This window comes from Rhodococcus sp. 06-418-5 (genome assembly GCF_002258285.1).
In the GTDB taxonomy this organism is placed as follows: Bacteria; Actinomycetota; Actinomycetes; order Mycobacteriales; family Mycobacteriaceae; genus Rhodococcoides.
This window is the reverse complement of the sequence record NZ_NOYE01000014.1, coordinates 197,012-220,169: the sequence shown is the minus strand read 5'-3', so window position 1 is coordinate 220,169 and position 23,158 is coordinate 197,012. Positions and strand designations below refer to the sequence as shown.

Annotated in this window: 19 protein-coding genes; 12 read left to right on the top strand and 7 right to left on the bottom strand. The window is 63.1% G+C overall.

Annotated elements, in window-relative coordinates:
• From CH274_RS10960 to CH274_RS10930, 7 genes are all read right to left on the bottom strand, one after another.
• Positions 1-1,068 (bottom strand): glycosyltransferase, encoded by a 1,068-nt coding sequence (locus CH274_RS10960; protein WP_256993550.1) that lies wholly within the window; start codon positions 1,066-1,068, stop codon positions 1-3.
• Positions 1,068-1,685, bottom strand: coding sequence for an acyltransferase (locus CH274_RS10955; protein WP_032396559.1), 618 nt, complete (start codon positions 1,683-1,685; stop codon positions 1,068-1,070). Before CH274_RS10955 ends, CH274_RS10960 begins: the two co-directional genes overlap by 1 nt.
• Complete coding sequence (locus tag CH274_RS10950; protein WP_256980365.1) at positions 1,682-2,656, bottom strand: GDP-mannose 4,6-dehydratase; 975 nt, start codon at positions 2,654-2,656, stop codon at positions 1,682-1,684. Before CH274_RS10950 ends, CH274_RS10955 begins: the two co-directional genes overlap by 4 nt.
• Complete coding sequence (locus CH274_RS10945; protein ID WP_032396558.1) at positions 2,653-3,648, bottom strand: GDP-mannose 4,6-dehydratase; 996 nt, start codon at positions 3,646-3,648, stop codon at positions 2,653-2,655. Before CH274_RS10945 ends, CH274_RS10950 begins: the two co-directional genes overlap by 4 nt.
• Positions 3,645-4,778 carry a glycosyltransferase gene (locus CH274_RS10940; RefSeq protein ID WP_094657442.1) on the bottom strand — a complete coding sequence of 378 codons (1,134 nt, stop codon included), beginning with the start codon at positions 4,776-4,778 and terminating at the stop codon, positions 3,645-3,647. Before CH274_RS10940 ends, CH274_RS10945 begins: the two co-directional genes overlap by 4 nt.
• 427 nt (positions 4,779-5,205) lie before the next feature.
• The gene (locus CH274_RS10935; protein WP_256993549.1) at positions 5,206-6,699 is read right to left on the bottom strand and encodes a glycoside hydrolase family 5 protein; all 1,494 of its coding nucleotides are present in this window, start codon (positions 6,697-6,699) and stop codon (positions 5,206-5,208) included.
• Positions 6,700-6,837: 138 nt separating this feature from the next.
• Positions 6,838-8,259 carry an O-antigen ligase family protein gene (locus CH274_RS10930; RefSeq protein ID WP_256993548.1) on the bottom strand — a complete coding sequence of 474 codons (1,422 nt, stop codon included), beginning with the start codon at positions 8,257-8,259 and terminating at the stop codon, positions 6,838-6,840.
• A 110-nt stretch (positions 8,260-8,369) separates the two neighbouring features.
• Here CH274_RS10930 and CH274_RS10925 point away from each other — a divergent pair, with 110 nt between their 5' ends.
• The 12 genes from CH274_RS10925 to CH274_RS29665 all read left to right on the top strand — a co-directional run bounded on the left by CH274_RS10925 (position 8,370) and on the right by CH274_RS29665 (position 23,029).
• Positions 8,370-9,830 (top strand): polysaccharide biosynthesis tyrosine autokinase, encoded by a 1,461-nt coding sequence (locus CH274_RS10925; RefSeq protein WP_094657441.1) that lies wholly within the window; start codon positions 8,370-8,372, stop codon positions 9,828-9,830.
• Between the two features lie 5 nt (positions 9,831-9,835).
• A complete protein-coding gene (locus CH274_RS10920) occupies positions 9,836-11,080 on the top strand; it encodes an alpha/beta hydrolase family protein (RefSeq protein WP_094657440.1) in 1,245 nt (414 codons plus the stop codon).
• Positions 11,077-11,754, top strand: coding sequence for a YveK family protein (locus CH274_RS10915; protein ID WP_094657439.1), 678 nt, complete (start codon positions 11,077-11,079; stop codon positions 11,752-11,754). Before CH274_RS10920 ends, CH274_RS10915 begins: the two co-directional genes overlap by 4 nt.
• Positions 11,751-12,989: a lipase family protein gene (locus tag CH274_RS10910; protein ID WP_094657438.1), complete on the top strand. Its 1,239-nt coding sequence runs from the start codon at positions 11,751-11,753 to the stop codon at positions 12,987-12,989. The genes CH274_RS10915 and CH274_RS10910 overlap by 4 nt, the downstream gene beginning before the upstream one ends.
• Before the next feature lie 16 nt (positions 12,990-13,005).
• Positions 13,006-14,277, top strand: coding sequence for an acyltransferase family protein (locus CH274_RS10905; protein ID WP_094657567.1), 1,272 nt, complete (start codon positions 13,006-13,008; stop codon positions 14,275-14,277).
• Between the two features lie 4 nt (positions 14,278-14,281).
• Entirely contained in the window at positions 14,282-15,499 is a 1,218-nt protein-coding gene (locus tag CH274_RS10900) for a lipase family protein (protein WP_256993547.1), read from the top strand.
• Positions 15,496-16,365 carry a sialate O-acetylesterase gene (locus CH274_RS10895; RefSeq protein WP_256993546.1) on the top strand — a complete coding sequence of 290 codons (870 nt, stop codon included), beginning with the start codon at positions 15,496-15,498 and terminating at the stop codon, positions 16,363-16,365. Before CH274_RS10900 ends, CH274_RS10895 begins: the two co-directional genes overlap by 4 nt.
• 269 nt (positions 16,366-16,634) lie before the next feature.
• A complete protein-coding gene (locus CH274_RS10890; RefSeq protein ID WP_094657565.1) occupies positions 16,635-18,125 on the top strand; it encodes a sugar transferase in 1,491 nt (496 codons plus the stop codon).
• Between the two features lie 51 nt (positions 18,126-18,176).
• Entirely contained in the window at positions 18,177-18,476 is a 300-nt protein-coding gene (locus tag CH274_RS10885; protein WP_094645992.1) for a hypothetical protein, read from the top strand.
• 199 nt (positions 18,477-18,675) lie between these two features.
• Positions 18,676-19,995: a UDP-glucose dehydrogenase family protein gene (locus CH274_RS10880; protein ID WP_094657436.1), complete on the top strand. Its 1,320-nt coding sequence runs from the start codon at positions 18,676-18,678 to the stop codon at positions 19,993-19,995.
• Between the two features lie 553 nt (positions 19,996-20,548).
• Positions 20,549-22,003, top strand: a complete 1,455-nt coding sequence (locus tag CH274_RS10875; protein WP_256993545.1) for a sugar transferase — start codon at positions 20,549-20,551, stop codon at positions 22,001-22,003.
• Between the two features lie 633 nt (positions 22,004-22,636).
• Positions 22,637-23,029 carry a glycosyltransferase gene (locus CH274_RS29665; protein WP_256993544.1) on the top strand — a complete coding sequence of 131 codons (393 nt, stop codon included), beginning with the start codon at positions 22,637-22,639 and terminating at the stop codon, positions 23,027-23,029.
• Positions 23,030-23,158 lie beyond the last annotated feature (129 nt).

Genomic DNA, 23,158 nt, shown 5'->3' with positions numbered 1-23,158 from the left:
TCATTTGGACCACACAGCCACGAAGTTCTGAGCCACCATGTCGGGGGAGTTGGCGCGGCGCAGGGTCTCCACTTCGCGGCGCAGCCTCGTCAGTGCCGCCCGGTCGGTGACGAGGGCTGCGGTGGCGTCGGCGATCTCGTTCGTTCCACCCGCGACGACCAGTGCACCGCCGTCGGTTTCGGACAGTGCGCCTTCCTGAAGACACACCACCGGGGTCTGATAAGCGATGGCGCGACTGACCGAACCGGAGGCAGGGAAGGCGTCACCGTAGATGGATCGTTTGCCGTAGGGCACCACGAGTGCACGGATGGAATCGAAGAAGGCGTCCTCGTCCGGTCCGTTGACCTCACCGAGGATCTCGACGCCGTCGACGGGGTCGAGTAGTTCGGTTCCGCGGCCGGCGATGCGAATGGCGATGTCGTTCGGCATACGATCGCGGAGCTGCTGGAGCTGGTCGAATCCTTTTCCACGGTAGACGAATCCGAACAGGCCGACGGCCAGGGGGCGATCCTCGGCGGGGGTGATGTCGGGGCGTTCGGGAACGAAGTGCATCACGGCCTCGGCCGTCACCTCAGGGTAGCTGCGCTCGAGGGAGTCGGCACCGGAACGGGTGAGCGCGAACAGCGTCCGGCTGCCCACCACGGTGCGCTCGAGGCGACGCCAGGCCGCTCGAAGTGGGTAGTGCAGGCCGTGATTGAGGACCTTCTTGCCCGCGAGGAACTTGGTGCGGGCGGGCCACCAGACGATTCCGGGTGGGTCGTGCACCGTCGCGGTCACCATCGGGTTCCCGGTGAGCCGAGCTGTGGCCCAGAACGGCATCACCGAGCCGCCGCTGAGTTCGCAGTGCACGATGACACGGCCCGGATCGGCGTCGACGAGCTCCTGAATCGCTGTGCGGTGCCGCACGATATCGCGCACCGAGTGGGATCCGGGTCCGTCGTGGCGGTACTCGATCACCTCGGCGAAGTGTGGTCGCACGGCGTCGGCGAAGTCGTCGGCGTAGTCGCCCACGCCGCCGACCCCGGATCGGGGGGCGACGTAGACGAGTCGGCAGTCACGCAGGATCATCAGTAGAACAGCGGCCGATACTTGGGGCGGTAGGCGAGCGCCTTCGGGTCACGCATCGCTCGCACCTTCGCGGGCACTCCGGCAACCACTTCGAGTTCGCCGACATCTCCGCGCACCATCGAGCAACCACCGACGACGGCGCCGCGACCGAGGGTCACCCCGCTGAGAAGGGTACTGCGGCTGGCGATCCAGACGTAGTCATTGATGACGCAGGGTTCGAGGATCGGAGTGAATTCCGGTGAGTTGTGATCGTGGTAGCCGGCGATGATGTGTGTATCGCTGGCGATGACGACGTTGCTGCCGATCGTGATTCCGCCGCGGGCGTCGAGCATGCAGCGGAAACCGATGGAGCAGGCGTCGCCGATGGTCAGGCCCTCGGGGTCGAGGACGGTGGTGCCGCGGAAGATCGAGACGTCCTTGCCGATCGTCGCCCCGAACGCACGTAGGAAGTTCTGCCGAATCCAGTGCGACGGGATGAAGGTGACGATCATGTTGAAGCCGAGGGTGCCGATGCGGTTGCGCAGCTTCCGCTTGAACGTGATGTCCTGCATCTTGTAGTTCGACACGTCGTAGATCTCGGGCTCCGCTTCGCCCACAGGCCGTTCCACCGCTGTCATGCTGCCATCTCCTCGGTCATGTCGAATTGGACCATCGCGTCGACGATCTGGTCGAAATCCTTCGTCGGTGCCCAGCCCAACAGATCACGGGCTTTGGTGGCGTCACCGACCATTCTTGCCGAGTCGGCGGGCCTGAGCATCTCGGAATCGCTGCGCACGTAGTCACGCCAGTTCTCGATACCTACGGCTGCGAAGGCGGCGGCCACGAAGTCGGCGACACTGTGAGCCTGTCCGGTGGCGACCACGAAGTCGTCACCCTTTCCGTAGTCGGCCATGGCGGCGATTGCATCCACGTAGTCCGGGGCCCAGCCCCAATCGCGTTCCGCGGTGAGGTTGCCGAGCTCGAGCGTGTCGAGGGTGCCCCGGGTGATGGCGACGGCGGCCTTGGTGATCTTGCGGGTCACGAAGGTCTCCGGTCGCCTGGGCGACTCGTGGTTGAACAGGATGGCGTTGGTGGCTTCGAGTCCTCGGGCTCGGTAGACCTGAACCATGTTGTGACTGAGTGCCTTCGACACCCCGTAGGGGGAGGTGGGCGCAACGCGCGTTTCCTCGTTCTGCAATGGGACCCCGGAGCCGGCGAAGATCTCGGCACTGGATGCGTTGACCAGCACGATGCGTTTACCCGATGCTTCCTGCTCGGTGTAGCAGGCATCGAGCAGTGCCGCAGCGGAGAGCCCGTTGACCTGAGTGGTCAGGACCGGGTCGTTCCACGATCGCCACACCGAGGAGATCCCGGCGAGGTGAAAAACGTAGTCGGGCTGCACTTCGTGGATCAGCACCTGGGCGACACCCGGCTTGCTGATATCGACGCGGTGCTGCTCGACATGGACGTTCACCGTCCCGTCGTTCCCGCCGGGCTTGGCCACACCGTGGAGGGTCCAACCGCGCTCGAGCAACAGATCGGCGAGGTAGCTGCCGTCCTGGCCGGCCACTCCGGTGATCAGCGCAGTCGGGGTATGTCCGGCACTCACGCGATCTTGACGGTGTCGGGCGATTGTTCGACGAGGTCGTTCTGAACCATCATCGTAACCAATTCGGGGAAGCCGACTTTCGGCTTCCAACCGAGTGCGGCATGGGCCTTGGCCGAGTCGCCGACGAGGAGGTCGACCTCCGCGGGTCGGAAGAAGCGGGGATCGATCTTGACGTAGGGCTCCCAGTCGTCGATGTCGACTGCGGCGAACGCGTGGTCGAGGAGTTCACGAATCGAGTGGGTTTCCCCGGTGGAGATCACGTAGTCGTCGGCGTCGTCCTGTTGCAGCATCAACCACATGGCTTCGACGTAGTCGCCGGCGAAGCCCCAGTCGCGCTTTGCGTCGAGATTGCCGAGCGAGAGCTCGCTCTGCAGTCCCAGTGCGATGCGCGCGACGGCCTGGGACACCTTACGTGTGACGAATTCCGGTCCACGACGCGGTGATTCGTGGTTGAACAGAATTCCGGAGCTGGCGTGCATGCCGTAGGACTCACGGTAGTTGATGGTCATGTAGTGGCCGTAGACCTTGGCGACGCCGTAGGGCGATCGTGGCCAGAGCAGGGTTTCCTCGCGCTGGGGAACCTGCTGGACCTTGCCGAACATCTCCGAGCTCGAGGCCTGGTAGAAGCGAACCTGCTTGCCCGCTACCTGCTCGTAGAGCCGGGTGGATTCGAGCATGTTCAGCACTCCGCCGCCGGTGACGTCGGTGGTGAGACGCGCGTTCTCCCACGAGTACGCCACGAAGGAGACGGCTCCGAGGTTGTAGACCTCGTCGGGGTCGGCTACGGCAAAAGCGCGCATCAGCGCCGAGAGATCCAGAAGGTCGCCGTGCAACACCTCTACCTGAGGCAGCACCTGCTCGATCATCGCTGCCTTCGGATTGTTCTGTCCCCGTAACAGACCGAACACTTTGTAGCCCTTGCTCAGTAGCAGTTCGGCAAGGTACAGGCCGTCCTGCCCGGTGATGCCGGTGATCAGTGCGCGCTTGGTCATCGCGACGCCGTCCTCTCCATATGTCCTGCATGAATGTCTGTCACTGCGGCGTCCAACTCGGCTGCGAAGCGTTCTTCGCTGAACTGCTCCATGTGGTTCTGGATCTTCGACGGCTCCCAGTGCGTGCGTTCCAGGGCGTCGACCGCGTTGGAGATCGAATCCGGCTGGGGCTCATCGAAGTACACACCGGTCACGCCCTCGTCGACGGTGTCGAGGAAGCCGCCCCAGCGCAACACTGCGCTGGGCTTGCCGTGATGACCCGCTTCGATGGGGGTCAATCCGTAATCTTCATAGCTTGCAGCGATCAAACCGTTACAGCCCTGGTAGAGCCAGGTCATCTGTCCCGAGGTCAGGTCACTGAGCATGAGCACGTTGTCGGACTTGAGCTTTCGCAGTCGATCGGCCTCCGGGCCGCGTCCGACGACGATCAGCTTGCGATCGGTGTCGGCGAAGGCCGCCATCACCTTGTCGACGTTCTTGTACGGAAGCAGGCGGGAGATGCACAGGTAGTAGCCGTCTGCGCCCAGCCACGCGGCGGCGTCGGGTATCGATTCGGCAGGCGCTGTCTCGACGGTGAACGGTGCGGGTACGACGGTCGACGAGATGCCGTAGGCGTCGCTGATGCGCTGCTGCACCACCGTGGAGATGGCGAGGTAGCGGTCTGCCGAGAAGGCCGCCCGTCGATCCCACTGGCGAAGCGGGTACGAAAGCGTCTTGAGGGCAACACGTTTGACGGGGCTGCGACTTTCCCCCAGGTACATCTGCGATTCGTACAACCAACGCGCAGGTGAATAGCAGTAGACGAGTTTGCGTCCTGAGGTGTGAAAGCCGTGTGCCCAACCGCTGGTGCTGGTGAGCACCACGTCGGCGTCGATCTCGATCGAGGAGGATGCGAACGGGAGCAACGGAAGCGCGGCACGGTGGTTCTTGCGTAGGAAGCCGATTCGGTTCAGGGACGACGGGCGTACGTCGAGATCGGAGAACTCGGGGAACGTCGTCGACGGCTCGAAGAGCGTGGTGTAGATGGGTGCGTCGGGGAAGGCGCGGGCCATGGCCAGGACGACCTTCTCGGCACCACCGCGCTGGGTGAGGTAGTCGTGCGCAATGGCCACGCGGAGGCGGTCGGTCATGCTGCCGCCGCGTCATGGAGCAGTGAACCCGGCTGCAACACAGAAACATCGGTCTTCATGAGCTACCCATCGTGTCGGTCCGTACTCGAATGGAGCTGGGGCTTCCCGCACGCCGAATAGCGCCCCGTAGTGCGCCGATGCACAACAAGAGCGTCGAATAGCTGGCGTCCCCCGACGAGACGTGCGAACACTGGACATAATCCTGCCACGAAGAGTCATTCGTTCGCTGTATATGAATATCCGTTTCGGGGACAAATAGATAGCGCTAAGTGAGGTGGTTCACAAGGCAAAATAGATTTACAGAGAACGGAAACCGTGCCTTTGCGTAGAGTTAACGTGGCCGCAACGAAGTCACCGAGAAATGGCAGCACGAATCGAAAGAAAAGGTCCGCGCGGTTTGTGAATTATCGATCAGATGTGTGTGAATTCAACGAGTGACGGTGGTGCCGACCCACGGTGCCCACGTGATCGCGCCGTACTGGAACGTCACCCGCACGCCGCCGCCGTACTGCGGCACTTCGTCACTGGTTGCCGGCCCCAGAGTGGGGTCCCAGGCGCTGAAGATGCCGCCACCGATGTTGTGGGTGCCGCCGATGGCGGTGGAGAACACCCTGAGGCCGTAGGGGCTGTCGAAGTCCTGGTAGGTGCCGTTGAACGGCGTGGTGGGCAAGAAGCCCGTGTAGCGCACCGCTTCTGCGACCGCGCGGGGAACTCCGACGAATCCGTTGGGCATCTCGTACACGACGGCATCCTGGCGGTACTGCGCCCAGGTGTCTCGGACGGGGAACACCGGCCCCAGAACGGCACCGAAGTTGTTGGGTGCCGCGGCGAAGCGGTTGTACTCGGCGGTCCGTGGGATGTTGTTCTGCAACAGACTCATCAGTGCCCACAACGCAGGCTTGGCCGACCAATCGGTGCGCAACAGTCCGAAGGTCATCTCCGGGTCGTTGCTGCCGGTCTGCTTGTCACGGAGCTGATAGAGGAAGATCGGGCCGGTGTAGGGCAGCTCGCGCCACTTGGTGACGAAGTCGGTGATCATCGCGCTCTGCTGATCCTCGGACGCCACCGATGTCGGCACGCCGTACTCGGTGGCCCAGATCTTCTTGCTGCCGTCGCCGTTGGCGACCATGGCCGTCCGCATGTCCATGACCTGCCGGGCCGGTGAGTGGTCGACGTACGGTCCTTCGGAGAACTTCAGGGAGTACTGGTACGGGTGGTAGGAGAGGGCGTCGAAATACCCTGCGGCACCGGCAGCGTACATCTGGTTGGTGAAATCGACGGGGTTGATGATTCCCCATGCCTGTTCGGCCGCGCCCAGGACGCCACCGATGACGGTGGAGGCCGAGTCGGCTGCTTTGATCTTGGGATACGCGGCCTTGAGCAGCGCGGTGTAGCCGGCGGGGTCGGGTTCCGGTGCGTAGAACATCGCCCCGTTGGGCTCGTTCCAAATCTCGTAGTCGGCCACCTTTCCCTTGTATCGAGCCGCGACTTGTCCGGCGAAGGTGCCGAATGCCGTAGGCGATGCCGGTCGGGTGTTGATCGGTTGGTTCACGGGCGAGGTCGCCCAGGCCGGGGTGTAGGCGATGATGCCGAGCATGGAGATGTTCGCCGCGCGCAGCTTGTTCACGACCCGGTCGACGGGCGCCCAGTTCTGTTGATTCTGGGTGGGTTCGACGGTCGACCACGGGATGGCGATGCGCATCGACTTCACGCCCATGGCGGTCACGAACTGCACGGTCGTATCGAGTTCGGCGTCGGTGGCCCAGAGCAGTCCGCCGCCGTCGGAGAGTCCGACACCGGGCGGGTTCGGGGCCGCCTCGGCACGTGATTGGGAGCCGACGAGGTGGTCGGGTGAAAGGAGAACGGACGTCGTTCCGAAAGCGAGCCCGACAGCGACGACCACTACGGTTGTCGCTGACATTATTGTGCGAAAGCCACCGCGAAAGTGAACCATCATCATTCTCTCCACCAGGGGGTCCGTACCAATCGACGGGCCGGTGCGGTGAATCATTGCACTACGAACGCAGCTTTGTACAAATCACAAGAATTGGCGCGATTTTTATGAAACTGCTGGTCGAGTACTGTCCGGTGAAAGCAAGCTTTTCGTTTCGGAACTCTCGGAGTTCTCGCCGTCGAGATCGGTTTCGGACGCCTTTTCCCATGCGTGGACGAGAAAGGCGTACATGACCGAAAACGCCATCGTCGTGGCCGGGATGGTGACCACCGGGAAGTCGAGCTGCAGTGCCACGACGGAGAAGCCGATCATTCCGCCGCCGTAGAACCCGTACTCCCACTGCCGAGCGCGGAGCAGTTTGTAGCCCACTATCGCGATGACGACGAGTATCGCGACGAAGGCGATTCCGGCGACGAGACCCCCGCGGTAGATGGTCAGCAGGGGAGTGTTGGCAACGTAGTTGACTTCGAAAGCGACCGTGGGGTCTTTGAATTCTGCACGGCCCCAGCCGAGTCCGAACATCCAGTGGCCTTGCATGTGACCGGGGAATTCCACGAGTGCGTCACCGCGTGCACTCGAGCCCGCGTCTTCGTTGCCGAAGGAGGAGAAGACTCGATTGCGGACGGTGGGTACGGCGATGGCACCGACGAAGGCGGCCGCGAACGCGCCGACGATGGCGAGGCGCTCGCGGGTGCGTAGCTGCTGGAACACCAGCATCAACACCACGCCGAACACCACCGAGAACAGTGCGGCCCGCGAGAGCGTCAACACGATCGACAGGAACAGCAGGGCCGCAAGGGCTGTGCGCAGATAGCCGCGCAAGAGCAGCACGCACAGCATCAGTGCCAGCACGAATCCGATTCCGGCTGCGTTGGGATCGACGTACGTGCCTGCCAATCGGACGGTGGCGGCTCCGGTGCTGCTGTAGACGAAGCGAGTGCTTTCCTCCTCGCTGCCGTAGCCGAATATCGACAGATAGCGGATGAGTTTCCCGGCGGGGTCGACGGCGAAGATCACCAGGGCGAAAGCGGCTGCGGCCGAGGCTGCATAGACATAGATGCGCCCGAACAATGCCAATTCGTCACGCTGCATTCTCAACAGGCAGACGACTACGAGTGTGGAAACGAGCCATTGACCGAATTCGACGTAGTCGACCAGAGCGCCACTCGTCGCGAATATCGACAACGCGGACGCAGCGATGAGCGCAATCATGGGCAGTTCCGGCCATGTGATGCGGCTCACGGCTGTGCGGTGGATCACAGTGGCGAGAACGACCGCGATACCCAACGCGAAAACCAACGGAGCGTGAACGCCGGGTACGTATCCGAACGGCAACGCACCGAGTGAAAATGCAAGAGCGCGAGACAGATACAGCGGATGACGTAGGCCGATGTACGCTCCCGCAGTCAGCACGACGAGGGCGAACGCCCCCAATTTCGCTGGAGTTCCGCCGACGATCATGGCGAATGTAACGAAAACGGGAACGATCACGATGGCTGCCGCACCGGCTCGTTGCGTGATGCTCATAGGCTCTGATGTTGTCACGCTTTCATGCACTCGCAACATCTACGCCGTGCCGAATCGTTCGCTGCGCTTTATTCTTTCCCCTTGACCGATGTCATTCGATAGGAGCACTCGTGGAGATTCGAGAGTACGGGCGAATTCTTCGCGCGGGTTGGTGGATCGTTGCGCTCGCGACGGTCATCGGCATCGCCGGAGGCTGGGCCTACACGTTCTTCACGACGCCGCAGTATCAGGCGTGCGCCCGTCTGTTCGTCACCACGGAGGGCGGCAGCTCGGTCGGTGAGGCGTACCAGAACAACCTGTTCTCACAGGAACGCGTGACGTCCTACGCCGGATTGGCAACCAGCACACAGGTTGCGCAACGCGCGATCGATCAGTTGCAGCTGCAGATGTCCCCGGACGAATTACGTTCGCGCGTCACCGCGACCCCCATCGAGAAGACGGTGCTGCTCGATCTCTGCGCCACCGATCCCGATCCGGCCGTCGCTCAGGTGTTGACCAACGCGGTGGCCGGTCAGCTGACCCAGTTGGTACAGGAGCTGGAAACCTCTCAGCGCGGCGGCAGCCCAGCAGCCGGTGCCACCGTCGTCGATCAGGGTGATGTACCGACCTCGCCGATCGGCATGGGCTTGACCACTGTCCTCGGCCTCGGCGCTGCCATCGGCTTCGTGCTCGGCATCGCACTCGCGTTGCTTCGCGGTCTGCTGGATCGTTCGATTCGGGACAGGCCGCGCGCAGAGGAGATTTCGGGTCGCGTCGTCCTCGGCGGCCTCCCGATCGACGCGACGCGACCCAAGGCCGCCGTGGCATCGATGCAGAAGATGGGTGAGCCACTCCGCGCTCTGCGCACCAACATTCGCTTTCTCGGCGGGGGCACTCCTCCTCGCGTCATCACCGTCACCAGTGCGGCTGCGGGCGAAGGACGCACCAGCACCGCCATCGACCTCTCGGCCGTTCTCGCCGAAGCAGGGCACCGGGTGCTGCTCGTCGGCGGCGATCTTCGCAGCGCAACCCTGGGCACCCGGCTGAGAATCGATCAGAGCAGCGGCCTGTCGACGGTGCTCTCGGGCGAGCACAGCATCGAGGATGCCATCCAGGACGATGTGTTCGGCGGTGTCTCGGTGCTGCCCTCGGGTCCGGTGCCGCCGAATCCGAGCGAGTTGCTCGGGTCGGACCGCGCTCAGGAGCTACTCGAGTCGCTGCGCGGCGAGTACCGCTACGTCATCGTCGATACCCCACCTCTGCTCCAGGTCACCGACGGCGCGATTCTCACCGCATTGTCCGACGGCACACTGGTTCTCGCGCGCACCGGCCGCACGACGCGCGACAAGCTGAGGCGGGCGATCAAGGTGCTCGACGGGGTCGGGGCCACCGTGCTCGGCGTCGTGACCACCTTCGAGCCCGCAGCCCGACGCCTCCTCGGTGGCAGCGCGACGCCTACCGAAAGTGCCGCCGAAACTCCCGCTTCCGCAGAACCGTTCACTGCACAGTCCTCGGCACCTGCCCATTCCACATCGGTCAGGCCGAAGCCGGCGCAGAGCGATACCGCGACCTCCTCGGCGAGCAGAGGATAGTTTCGATGCCAGGTAGGTTCGCGGCACAGGTCGGCGTCGTGCTGACCGCCGCCGCGGTGCTGGTCTCCTGTTCTCAGCAGCCGTCGGTCGTTCTTCCGCCCAACGCGCCAACGGCTCCGGTCACCGCCGAGGCTCCGGCCTCGGAGCCGCCTCCGCCGTCGAATGTCGGTGGTACAGCTCCTGGTTCGCTGATCTCGGCCGAGCCGATCGAGGACATCGCGACCGACATCACCGAGCTCGGTGCCACCGCTACTCGGGTGGTGTATCGGTCGACCTCGGGTGTCACCGGTTCACCGACCGAGGTCTCGGGAACCGTCATCGTTCCGGCCGGTACTGCGCCCGAGGGTGGTTGGCCCATCGTGTCGTTCGGCCACGGCACCACGGGGGTACTCAATGCCTGTGGACCCTCGCTGTACGCGAACCTGCTCGGCAATGCTCCTATCGTGGCGGCTCTGGCCCTGAACGGCTTCGCGGTGGCGATGACCGACTATCAGGGTCTCGGTATGGACGGTGACTACCATCCGTACCTGGACTCGAAGACGTTCGGCTACAACATGATCGATGCGGTACGAGCGGCCAGGAACTTCATGCCCACGCTCAGCACGCGGTGGGCGGCCTACGGCGTCTCGCTCGGCGGGATGGCCGCATGGGCGGCGAGCGATCGCAACGGTGAGTACGGCGGCGGCCTGGAGCTGGTCGGTACGGCCGCGATGGTGCCGGTGTCGGACATGTCGGGGCTGGCCGACGCGGCCGCGAACGAAACGTTGACTCGTGCTCAGTACCCCCTGTTGATGTACGCGCTGCACTCGTTGGCGATCTCGCATCCCGAGATGAACCTGGACGACTACCGGTCCGGTTTCGCGAAGGAGCGTTGGGACGATCTGCTCGAGTGTGTCCCGCCGGGGTCGCTCGATGTCCCGGAACTGCAGACACAGCTCGAGCCCGCCGATCTGAAGCCGGTCAGCGCCGAGGCCACGGACCGGCTACGCGGCTACCTGTCGGATATGGCTCTGCCGCAGCAGGGTTCGACGACACCGCTTCTGGTCATGTACGGCAGCGAGGACGATCTGATCCTCGAACCGTGGACCGAGAGGGCGCTGCAGCGCGCGTGTGACTCCGGCGACCTCGTCGAGTACGAGCTGCATCAGGGCGAGGGGCACGGCAATCTGGACAGCAGCCGATCGCTGCCGTGGGTCAAGGGCATGTTCGCCGGCCAACGCCCGGTCAACACGTGCGAGCTGAACAAATGATCGCGCCGACCGGTGTACCGACCCTCAAGGACTACGGCCGAATTCTGTTGTCCGGCTGGGGATCGATCCTGGCCGCCGCGGTGCTGTCGGCGGGCGTCGCGTGGTTGGCGACCTATCTCGTCGAGCCCTCGTACACCGCGGTGTCGCGAGTGTTCGTCACCACCCCTGGACCACCGTCGCCCAAGAACTCCCTCGACGGCAACCGAGGAGCGTTGGTTCGCGTCGAGTCGTACGTCGAGCTGGCCACCGGGGAGCAGGTGCTGCGACGCGTCATCGCCTCCCAGGACCTGCCCGTCGACCCCGACGTGCTGAAGCAGGACATCACGGTGGTGCCGAGTCCCGGCTCTGCCCTGATCGACATCTCGGTGGTGAACGCCGATGCCGAACAGGCACGTGACATCGCCAATTCCGTTGCAGTGCAGCTCATCAAGTTGGTCGGGGAGATCGATCTGGGGGTCGACGGTCCGGTGTCGGTCCTGACTCTGGTGGATGCGGCGACAACGCCGGGTGCGGCCACGACACCGCAGGTCAAGAGCAACGTGATGCTGGGAGCGGGCATGGGGGTAGTGCTCGGCGGCGTACTGGTACTCGCGCTCGGTATCGCAAGGGATTCGATCGACCATCGCGATCAGGTCGAACATCTGGTCAAGCAGGTCACGGGGGAGAGACGATGACGAACACACGAACGACGCTGCTGCGCAGAGCCGCAACAACAGGTGCGCTGGCGCTGGTACTGGTCGCCGCGGGATGTTCTTCGGACGATCCGGCGGTCGATCCACAGTCCGTCGCCGTCGGGGCCACCCTGTCCGCCGATTACAGCGACGACGGCCCCGGTTCGCTCGAGAGTGCGGAAGAGTTGCTCACCGTGGACCGCCGGGTGAGCGCCATCTCCTCCATCGCCGCTCGAGTGGTGTACACGTCGACGTCCGGGATCGACGGGTCCACCCAACGAGTCTCCGGCACCATCTTCGCCCCGGAAGGCTCTGCACCCGAGGGTGGTTGGCCGATCATCGCCTACGGTCACGGCACCACCGGCGTGTTGAACGATTGCGGGCCGTCGACCGATCCGGAACTGCTCGGAAGCTCACAGATAGTGGCAGCGCTGGTTCGCTCCGGATACGTGGTCGCGGTCTCGGACTACCAGGGTCTCGGTCTGGACGGCACGTATCACCCGTACCTCGATGCGAGGACCGTCGGGAACAACCTGATCGATTCGGTGCGTGCGGCCCGCAAGTTGGTGCCCGGTACGTCGACCCGCTGGGCATCGTTCGGTGGTTCGCAGGGTGGTCAGGCAGCCTGGGCGGCAAACGAACTCGCGCGCAGCTACGGCGCGGGACTCGACATGGTCGGGTCGGTCAGTCTGGTTCCGGCCGCCGACATCACCGGCCTGGCGGCCGCAGCGGCCGACGGCACACTCACCGACGACCAGAAGCCGCTGTTGCAGTGGGTGCTGGTGGGCCTGTCGCAGGCCCATCCCGAGCTGGATCTGGACGATTACCGCCGCGGCATCGTCGCCGAGAAGTGGGACGAGCTCTCGGCATGCGGGGGCGTCCTCGCGGCCGACCGTACGTCGCTGGCCGCGCAGATCGGCGACGACGATCTGCGGCCGGCAACGCCGGAGGCCACTGCGGTTCTCGAGGGATACCTGCGGGAGATGAGTCTGCCGAAGTCTCCTGCTGCTGCACCGATGCTGGTGATCTACGGCGGTGAGGACACGTTGATCTCCCAGGCGTGGACCGACACCGCCATCGGTGCCGGCTGCGCCGCAGGCGACACCATTCAGTATGTGCTCCAACCGAATTCCGGTCACGCAGACATCGACGGTGCTGCTGCGTTCGGCTGGCTCGGCGACCGGTTCGCCGGTACCGAGGCCGTCAACTTCTGCCCAGTACCACCACCAGCGCCGTGACCTGAAGAAGGTACCCATGACTGCTACTCCAGACAGCACCGCAGCCGCAGCGACTGCGCCCGCGCCTTCGGTGGCCGGTGAGTCCAAGCGTCCCGCGCGCATCGTCGGCCTCGACGGCCCGCGTGGCTTCGCGTGCCTGTGCGTGCTCGCGGTCCACGTCGGTGGCCATTACTCACCGCAGACCGTGCTCACGTACAAGTTGGGGTTGCTGGGGCAGGGCCTGATCTTCTTCTTCGCGCTGTCGGGATTCCTGATCTTCCTGCCGATGGTGCGAAAGTTGTTCGCAGGCAAGCCGATGCCGAACAACTTCAGCTACGCGATGCATCGCCTGCTTCGAGTGTTCCCGGCCTATCTGTTCATCTTCCTGTTCGCGAACTTCGTCATGCGAGCGGTGTTCGTGGAGAACGCGGCCGTCGCCGAACGGCATTTCACCGACAACGGTCTGGGCATCCTCACCGATCCGCTCACGCTGCTGGCAAATCTGACACTGATGCACTCGTACATTCCGAGCATGCTGCAAACCGGGATCAACCCGTCGTGGTCGCTCTCGCTGGAGTTCGCGTTCTACCTTGCACTGCCACTGCTGACGGGCATCGCGTTCTATCTCCGCAAGCGCACGTCCATCTCGGCACCGGTGCTGGCGATGATCCCGGTGGTGATCATGTTCGTCATCGGTATCACCGGAAAGCTCTACACCGCCTCGCTCGTCGGGCCGTCGGGCATCACCGACCCGAAGTTGTTGGATTGGGGTCCCAACCAGGTCGCGGTGCTCAGCCGCAGCTTCTGGTCGCTGGCAGACAATTTCACGTACGGGATGCTCGCCGCCGTGGTGTTCGTCGCCATCGACAACGGGATGCTGAAGGGCGCGATCGCCACCAGGATGCGCTGGTGGACCGGACTCGCCATGATCCCCACCGCCGCGATCTCGCTGAAACTCATCGACGACAATTCACGCTGGCAGAGCTCCACCGTGGCATTCGGCTCGGCGCTGCTGATCCTGTTCATCATCGTGCCGCTGGCGCGTGGGGAGAAGTCGCTGCTCGCCGAACGTGCCGACTGGGCACCGCTGAGCTACGTCGGCATGATCTCGCTCAGCGTCTACCTGTGGCACTTCCCCATCCTGATCATGGTGGGGCGCTTCGGGTGGATGGCCGGGGACAGCCCCCTGGGGCTACTGCGGAACTTCGTGCTGGTGGGAGCGATCAGTATTGCGTTCGGGTCACTGACCTATCGATTCATCGAAAAGCCCGGTCTGACGTACGCGCGTCGGTTCAAGGCCTCCAAGTAGCGACGTGACGACGACGCGGCGATGGTTCGCAGCACTGTTGCTGCTACCCCTGCTTTCCGGGTGCGCGGTCGTGGTGCCCGTCGCCGGGCAGGTGCAGGGAGTCCTCGCGGCGGCACTGCGCGGGTCGGACCCCCAACCGATGGTGATCGCGGATCCGGGTACCGGTAGCGGGTCCATCGTCAGCGCCGAGACCATGCCCAATCTGCCGATCCAGGTGCGGCTTTCGGGCGTGAACGCGGCGCGGGTGGTGTACCGCTCGGTGCAACCGGGGGTGGGCGAGCGAGAAGTATCGGGCACGGTGTTCACCCCGTCCGGCGAGGCACCCGAGGGCGGTTGGCCCGTCATCTCCTACGCCCACGGCACCACGGGTATCGAACAGGAATGCGCTCCGTCGCGGTCCGCGTCGCTGCTGGGGGCCTCGGCGCTCGTACAGGGTTACACCACAGCCGGATTCGCGGTGGCCATCACCGACTACGAGGGACTCGGGCATCCCGGCAACCATGCGTACCTGGACAACATCACCGCCGGCTACGACGTCATCGATGCCGTACGGGCACTGCGGACGGTCTTTCCCGATGTGGGTACGCAGTGGGCTGCGTTCGGCGGATCGCAGGGCGGGGGTGCCGCGTGGGCGGCGAACGAACTCGCCGATTCCTACGCTCCCGAGCTGGATCTGGTCGGCGCGGTCGCGCTGGCACCGGGGGCGAACATGGTGGGGCTGGTGGACAAGGCCATCGCGGGAACACTGACCGACGATCAAGGCCCTCTGCTGCAGTGGGTACTGGAGTCGTTGGCGCGACGCGACCCGGCTCTGAACCTCGACGACTACCGCAGTGGCGACGCCGCTCAGGACTGGGCCGCGCTCACCGGCTGCACGCCGGACAAGGCCGGTGCCCGTGAGGACGCGGTGAACAGGCTGGGCGACAAGGACTTCGCCCCGAAATCCGATGCGGCTGCGGATGCCCTCCGGCGCGCACTGGGGGCGATGGCCGTGCCACAGAGACCGGCGTCGGCACCGATGCTGGTGGCCTACGGCGATGCCGATACGTACATCGATGCGGCATGGACCGACGCGGCTCTCGAGCAGGCCTGCGGGTACGGAGACGTCATCACCATCGATCGTCAGGCGGGCCGGGGGCACGGGGATGTGAACGGCGACGCCGTCAATCAGTGGATAGGGGATCGTTTCGCCGGGGTACCGGCGCAGAACGACTGCACGTGAGTAGGGGGAGCGTCATGGGGTTTCGGCAGAACGCGAAGGTGCGAGCGAAAGACGTGGTGAAGAAGCGTCTCGGACGCGGCATTCCGGTGGAACCGATCGACGAGCCGTATCTGGTGGTTGCCGTGCTGGGCCAGTCCAATGCCCACGGTGCCGGCGTCGGATTGGACGGGGCCGGCCTGGATGCGCCGCATCCACGGGTGCATCAGTGGGCCGCGTCGGGCCGGTCGAAGAACACCATCGTGGCGGGCAGCAATCCTCTGTTTCACGAGGTGCCGTCCAAGGCAGTCGGTTTCGGTCCGACGTTCGCCGCGCACCTCGCCGATGCAACGGGTAGGCCGGTGTTGCTGGTTCCGTATGCGCGCGGAGATTCGGGCTTCGCGCGGATCCACGGCATCTCCTGGGATCCGGCCGATACCGGCGCGCGAGTCAATCTGTTCTGGGATGCACTGCAGCGCATCCGAACAGGGCTGGCGACGAAACCCGGCAACGAGCTCGCCGCGGTGCTGTGGCATCAAGGTGAGAGCGATGTGCCGCTGCTGACCGCGCCGGTGTACGCGGAGAAGCTCGACAGCCTGATCGACACGCTCCGCGGCGAGTTCGGCGACGTTCCGTTCGTGGTGGGCCAGATGGTGCCCGACGAGATCGAATCGGGGGAGGCGAACTACGCCGCCATCGATGCGGTGCATGCCGATACTCCCCGGCGCAAGACGAAAGTGGCGTACGTGCCGGGTCCGCGCGGGCTCTACAACAGCGAGACCGAGAAGATCCACTACAACGGCGAGGGGCAACGGGAACTGGGCCACCGAATGTGGGAGGCCTTCGCAGGCATCTCTCCGAACGTACGGCGTTCGACCGACAATGCTTGACACACGAGGTGAATGTGGCACTAATAGGTGGTCGACAAAGGCCGGAATGGGGGCTTCCGGGAGAATTCGGCAACGCGGGGGACGCGTGCGGTTAATGCAGTAGAAACATGTAACGACCTGCGGGTTCTCGCCGATCAACACACCGTTACCAAGTGACACAATAAGCACGAAAAGATAATCTGCACGACGGGGTGGCACGGAGCTGTGCCGATCACGCAAGGGTTCGGCAACGCGTAAGTACCGAGGGGAAGCAAGTGTCAGTCAGCGATCTGGAAGCGCAGAATTCGGTTGTCTCGCGGCGTGATGCACGACGGTTACGCAGAACGACATCGCGTCGTGAATGGGAGACGCACTACACCGAGGGCCTCCGTGTCACCGATACGGTGGTCGTTCTCGGTGCGGTGACGGTTGCGCAGATCATCCGCTTCGGAGAGATCGATTTTCGTGAACCGTGGTCCGTCATCGGCTATCTCGGCATATCCGGAGTGCTCGCGATTCTGTGGCTGACGTTTCTCGCCATCTTCCGCACCCGTTCGCCACGGGTGATCGGCAACGGCTCGGAGGAGTATCGCCGCATCGTGTCGGCCACGTTCCGGCTCTTCGGAACCATCGCGATCCTCTCCCTGCTGTTCCAATTGGACATCGCCCGTCTGTATCTCGCGATCGCACTGCCCGTCGGCCTGATCGGACTTCTGCTCAGTCGGTGGGTGTGGCGAAAAGTGGTGTCACGCAAACGCGCACGTGGCGGATACCAGACCTCGGTGCTCATCGTCGGCAGCCGCAGCTCGGCACTGGCCATGGCCAAGTCGTTCGAGCGTTCGCCCGAGGCCGGCTACAGCGTGGTCGGGATCTGCCTACCCAACTACGAGCCCGGCAACGACACGTCCTTCACCGTCGACGGCGTCGAGATCCCGGTGCTCGGTGACGAGCACAGTGTCGTCGAGGCCATCGAGACCTCCGGCGCAGACACCGTGGCGGTGACTGCCACCGAACACATCGGCCATCGCGGACTGCGAAAGATGGTGTGGGATCTGGAGAAGAAGAAGGTCGACCTCGTGGTCTCGCCCGGCGTGGTGGACGTCGCCGGTCCGCGTCTGGTGATGCGTCCGGTGGCGAACTTCCCGCTCATCCATGTCGAGAAGCCGCAATACAACGGTGCGAAGCGATTCGGCAAGACGGCGTTCGACTTCCTGTTCGCCGCCTCGGTCCTCCTGCTGATCTCACCGGTCCTGATCACTCTCGCCGCAATCATCAAGCTCACCAGCAAGGGCTCGATCTTCTACAAGTCCGAGCGAATGGGCATCGACGGCAAGCCTTTCCAGATGATCAAGTTCCGCAGCATGGTGCAGGACGCCGACAAGCGCGTACAGGAACTTGCCGCGCTCAACGAAGGTGCAGGCGGGGTGTTGTTCAAGATGCGCGACGACCCACGGGTCACCCGGGTGGGCAAGGTGATGCGCAAGTTCAGCCTCGACGAACTGCCGCAGTTCGTCAACGTGCTCAAGCGCGAGATGAGCGTGGTGGGTCCACGGCCGCCGCTGCGCAGCGAAGTGGAAACGTACGACGGCGACGTGCGTCGTCGACTGCTCGTCAAGCCGGGTATCACCGGGCTGTGGCAGGTGAGTGGCCGATCGGATCTGTCGTGGGAGGAGAGCGTTCGCCTCGATCTCTCGTACGTCGAGAACTGGTCCATGACAGGGGATCTGCTCATCATCGCCAAGACCGCGGTCGCAGTTGCCAAGAGCGACGGCGCGTACTAGTTTTCGGACGCTCACCCTGCGGACGGTCGGTTTTGTTCGTACCATGACGCAATGACAACTGTTTCGGAGAACGGACGTGACGTGACCATGGCGCAGAATACGTTTCACGACTTCTTGGCCGATCGCATCGACGTGATCGCCAAGGTTCATCTGAACAGGTCCACCTCGCTGCACGCGGTGATCTCCGACAGCGTCGACGCCTACACCTCGGCGTTCGCGGAGTACCACGGCACCGACGTTCCCTTGGATCTACTCGCTCCCGAGGTCCGCTCCGAATTGAGCGATTTCATCCACCGCTGCGCCGAGGCCGTCGAAGAACCGGAGAACCCGCAGTTTCCCGTTCGTCGCTGAGAAACCTTCGCTTCGCCGGTTGTTCAACTGATCTTGTGACCGCAGTCTCCTGGGTGACGGTCGTGATCGCATGTGTTTACTATTCCCGTATGCGCGCGTGACCTGAAGGCGATGTCCTCCAGGCACTTACTGTGACGGGCCGTCACGGGCTCTTGTCGAGTACGCCATTGTTCAGAACGACCGACGGGGAATGGAACAAATGCGAATCACAGTGTTCGGTACCGGTTACCTCGGTGCCACTCACGCAGCGTGCATGGCCGAGCTCGGCCATGAGGTGCTCGGCGTGGACGTGGACCCGGCCAAACTCGCGAAGCTCGAAGCCGGCGAGGTCCCGTTCTGGGAGCCCGGTCTCGAAGAGGTGTTGCAGCGGAACATCGCGGCCGGCCGCCTCCGCTTCACCGCGTCGTACCAGGAAGCCGCGGATTTCGCGGAGGTTCACTTTCTCGGTGTCGGTACGCCCCAGAAGAAGGGGGAGTTCGCAGCCGACATGAAGTTCGTGGACTCGGTCATCGAGACACTCGCGCCTCTGCTCACCAAGCCGGCCGTGATCTTCGGTAAGTCGACCGTTCCCGTGGGTACGGCAGAGCGGCTCGGCACCATCGCCCGCGAGCTCGCACCGGCCGGCGACGACGTCGAGGTGGCATGGAACCCCGAGTTCCTGCGGGAGGGTTACGCCGTCAAGGACACTCTGCACCCCGACCGCCTGGTGCTCGGCGTGGATCGCGCCCGTCCGGGACGCGCCGAGGAGCTCGCCCGCGAGGTGTACGCGCAGCTGCTCGCCGAGAAGATCCCGTTCCTGGTCACCGACCTGGCCACCGCCGAGTTGGTCAAGGCATCGGCCAACGCGTTTCTGGCCACCAAGATCTCGTTCATCAACGCTATCGCGGAGGTCTGCGAGGCCGCCGGGGCCGACGTCACCGTGCTCGCCGACGCCATCGGCCACGACGAGCGCATCGGCCGTAAGTTCCTCAATGCCGGCATCGGCTTCGGCGGCGGCTGCCTGCCCAAGGACATCCGGGCGTTCATGGCGCGGGCCGGTGAACTGGGTGCTGACCAGGCGCTGACGTTCCTGCGTGAGGTCGACAACATCAACATGCGACGCCGCACACGCATGGTGGAGTTGGCGCGTGAGGCGTGTGGGTCTCTTCTCGGTGCACGGGTCGCTGTGCTGGGTGCCGCCTTCAAGCCTGACTCGGACGACGTTCGTGATTCACCGGCCCTGAACGTGGCCGGGCAGATCCAGCTCCAGGGTGCCGCGGTCAACGTGTACGACCCCAAGGCCATGGAGAACTCCCGTGCACTGTTCCCCACCCTGACCTACAGCAGTTCCGCGCTCGAAGCCTGCGAGGGCGCCGACGTGGTGCTGGTACTGACGGAGTGGAAGGAATTCAAGGCACTCGCTCCGAAGGATCTGGAGGGTGCGGTGCGCAGCAAGACTTTGATCGACGGGCGCAACTGCCTGGACCCGGAACAGTGGCGTGCGGCGGGATGGAACTACCGCGGGTTGGGGCGTCCCTGATCGCAGTGGGCGAGGGCGTTTCTCGAAATTCATTCAAGGGAATGAATTTCGGACCTACGGCGGCATCTCCCGCGGAATCCAATTTTCACGCCGGTTACCGGCTCGTATTGGGTACTTCGCTCGCTTCTACCTGCGTGAGAGGTGCTGTGGACCTTTATCGGCAGTAAGCACACGCTGCGCTATATGATAAATGCCTTAAAAACAACTTCGATACCTGTGACTGGTCACAGTTCACGTTCAATCCGCTTGTCGCAGAGCGGTTTTGGGCGGAAAAATTGCTGGCGCTGTTCGATTGTTCTCGCGGATCGCAGCATTACCTTTGATGTGGTAAACAACGTCAATGCTGTTATTGGTTTGTGATCTGTACCGCTCGCGTGGTGGTACATCGAACGGCATGGGACTATTTCAATTCGATACCAGTCGCACAGCGGATGGGTATCGATCGGATTCATCCGCTCGCCGGTGGCGTGCGTACTAGTGCAGAGGAGGGGAGCACGTGGCAACTGTCGGGGCTGCACACCGCTCTCTCTGGGGATCTCCCCGTCGTTCGGACGTGGCTGCAACGCGCACGCTGACGTCGCGGCACGTGTGGGAGCGTCAGTACATCGCGCGCTTGCGGGTGACGGATGTCGTGGCTGTGGTGCTGTCGGTCGCGCTCGCTCAGTTCGTGCGATTTGGCGATGTCGAGATGACGGGCCTACTCCCCGCCATGACGTACACGGGTGTCTCCGTTGCACTGGCCGGTCTGTGGATCGCGTTTCTCGTGATCTTTCGTACGCGCTCTCCTCGAGTGATCGGTGACGGTGCAGAGGAGTATCGCCGCATCGTCGCGGCCACCTTCCGCCTGTTCGGTGTCATCGCGATCGTGTCACTTCTTTTTCGAATCGACATTGCGCGGCTCTATCTCGCGATCGCTCTGCCTGTGGGGCTACTTGCATTGCTGCTCACGCGCTGGATCTGGCGAAAAGTGGTTTCACGCTCCAGGAGTAAGGGCGGGTACACGACGTCCGTTCTGATCGTGGGTAGTCGTTCTGCAGCATTGTCGATGGCGCAGTCGTTCGAGAAGTCTCCCTCTGCGGGGTACGCGGTGGTGGGAATGTGCATGCCTGGCTACGAGGCTCCGCGGGACGGCGTGGTTCATGTCGAAGGCACCGACATTCCCGTGCTGGGCGACGAGCATGACGTTCTCGACGCGATCGAAGAATGTGGTGCGGACACCGTTGCTGTGACGGCCACCGAGCACCTCGGCCACAAGGGCATCCGAAAGATGATCTGGGATCTGGAGAAGAAGGACGTCGACTTAGTGGTCGCGCCGGGTGTCGTCGATGTGGCCGGCCCCCGACTGGTGATGCGGCCCGTCGCAGGCTTTCCTTTGATCCACGTCGAGAAGCCGCAGTACAACGGCGCGACGCGCTTCAGCAAGACCGCATTCGACCTCACGTTCGCGGCTCTCGTTCTGGTGCTGATCTCACCGATTCTGCTGGCAGTAACCATCGCGGTGAAGGCCACGAGCCGTGGCCCGGTGTTCTACAAGTCCGAGCGCATGGGAATCGACGGCAAGCCGTTCTCGATGATCAAGTTCCGCAGCATGACCGTCGACGCGGACAAGCAGGTTGCGAACCTTCTCGATCAGAACGAGAGTGCCGGCGGGGTCCTGTTCAAGATGCGTGACGATCCGCGGGTAACACCTGTCGGCAAGGTGCTGCGGCGTTTCAGTCTCGACGAACTGCCGCAGTTCATCAACGTGCTCAAGCGCGAGATGAGCGTGGTGGGGCCGAGGCCTCCGCTGCGGCGTGAGGTCGAGACCTACAACGGTGAGGTTCGACGGCGATTGCTGGTCAAGCCGGGAGTCACAGGGCTGTGGCAGGTCAGTGGACGATCGGACCTGTCGTGGGAAGAGACTGTGCGGCTCGATCTGTCGTACGTCGAGAACTGGTCGATGGTGGGGGATCTGTTGATCATCGCCAAGACCTTGAAGGCAGTAGTTGGTAGCAATGGTGCTTACTAGGACCGAAGCGGACCCCGGGCGTTATGCAGGATTAAAGAATTTTGAGCAATCTGGGAGATTAGAGTGTCGAACTTAATCCGGAACAGAAGGGCTCTAGTGCTGGCGGCATCTACGGGTGGGCACCTTGCGCAGCTCGTCAAGTTGGCTCCCAGTCTAGGCGCGTCGGAAGATTCGCTCTGGATTACATTCGATACCGAGCAGAGCCGATCACTGCTGGCGGGTCGAAAAGTGCTATATGTGCCTTACATATCGCCAAGGGACTACCGCAACATCGTTAAGGCATTTTTGGCAATCAGAAAGGTGCTTGCCACAGATAAAGTCCTCTACTCAGAGGCCGTCAGTACAGGATCTGGATTGGCGCTCGCGGCGCTTCCTGCCGCACGTGCAAATGGCATCGCAACTCGGTATATCGAAAGTGTTTCTAGGACCGACGGGCCGTCGATCAGCGGACGTATATTAGCCGCATCGAGATTCACCACATTACAGACCCAGCACAAACGATGGGCCAATACCCGCTGGTCATACGCGGGAACAGTAATGGATTCCTATAGCAGTCAGGCGACCACGACCGTGAACAGACAGCCGCGACTTTTCGTCACACTCGGCACAATCAAGCCGTACAGATTCGACGCGATGATCGACGCGATCTTGGATACCGGACTATGTGGTCCTACGACAGTATGGCAATTGGGATGCACGACGAGGTCTGATTTACCGGGTCAGATTTACCAAGTCCTTTCTGACGAAGAATTTACCAACCACATTGTTCATGCAGATGCCGTGATTACCCATAGTGGAGTCGGCTCAATACTAAAAATACTCGATTTAGGAAAGTGTCCAATAGTGGTTCCACGGCGCAGTTTACGAAATGAACATGTCGATGATCACCAAGAGCAAATAGCCCGATTGGTCGGAGATTCTGGAATTGGGCTTTCGCTGGAGGTCGGCGAGATAAATCCAGAATCGATAATTTCAGCGACCTCAATATCGATCGCTAAGGTAGACGATGTTTCTAAGCTGGGTTAGATACCATGGGCGAAGTGCCGAACTCGCTGAAGTCTTGGGGCTGAAACCGGAATTTGTCAAACCAGACGGCAGAAACCTCGTAGAGCGGTACGTTCGTTCAATCCTGCAGACTCGTAGATGCCTTCGCTC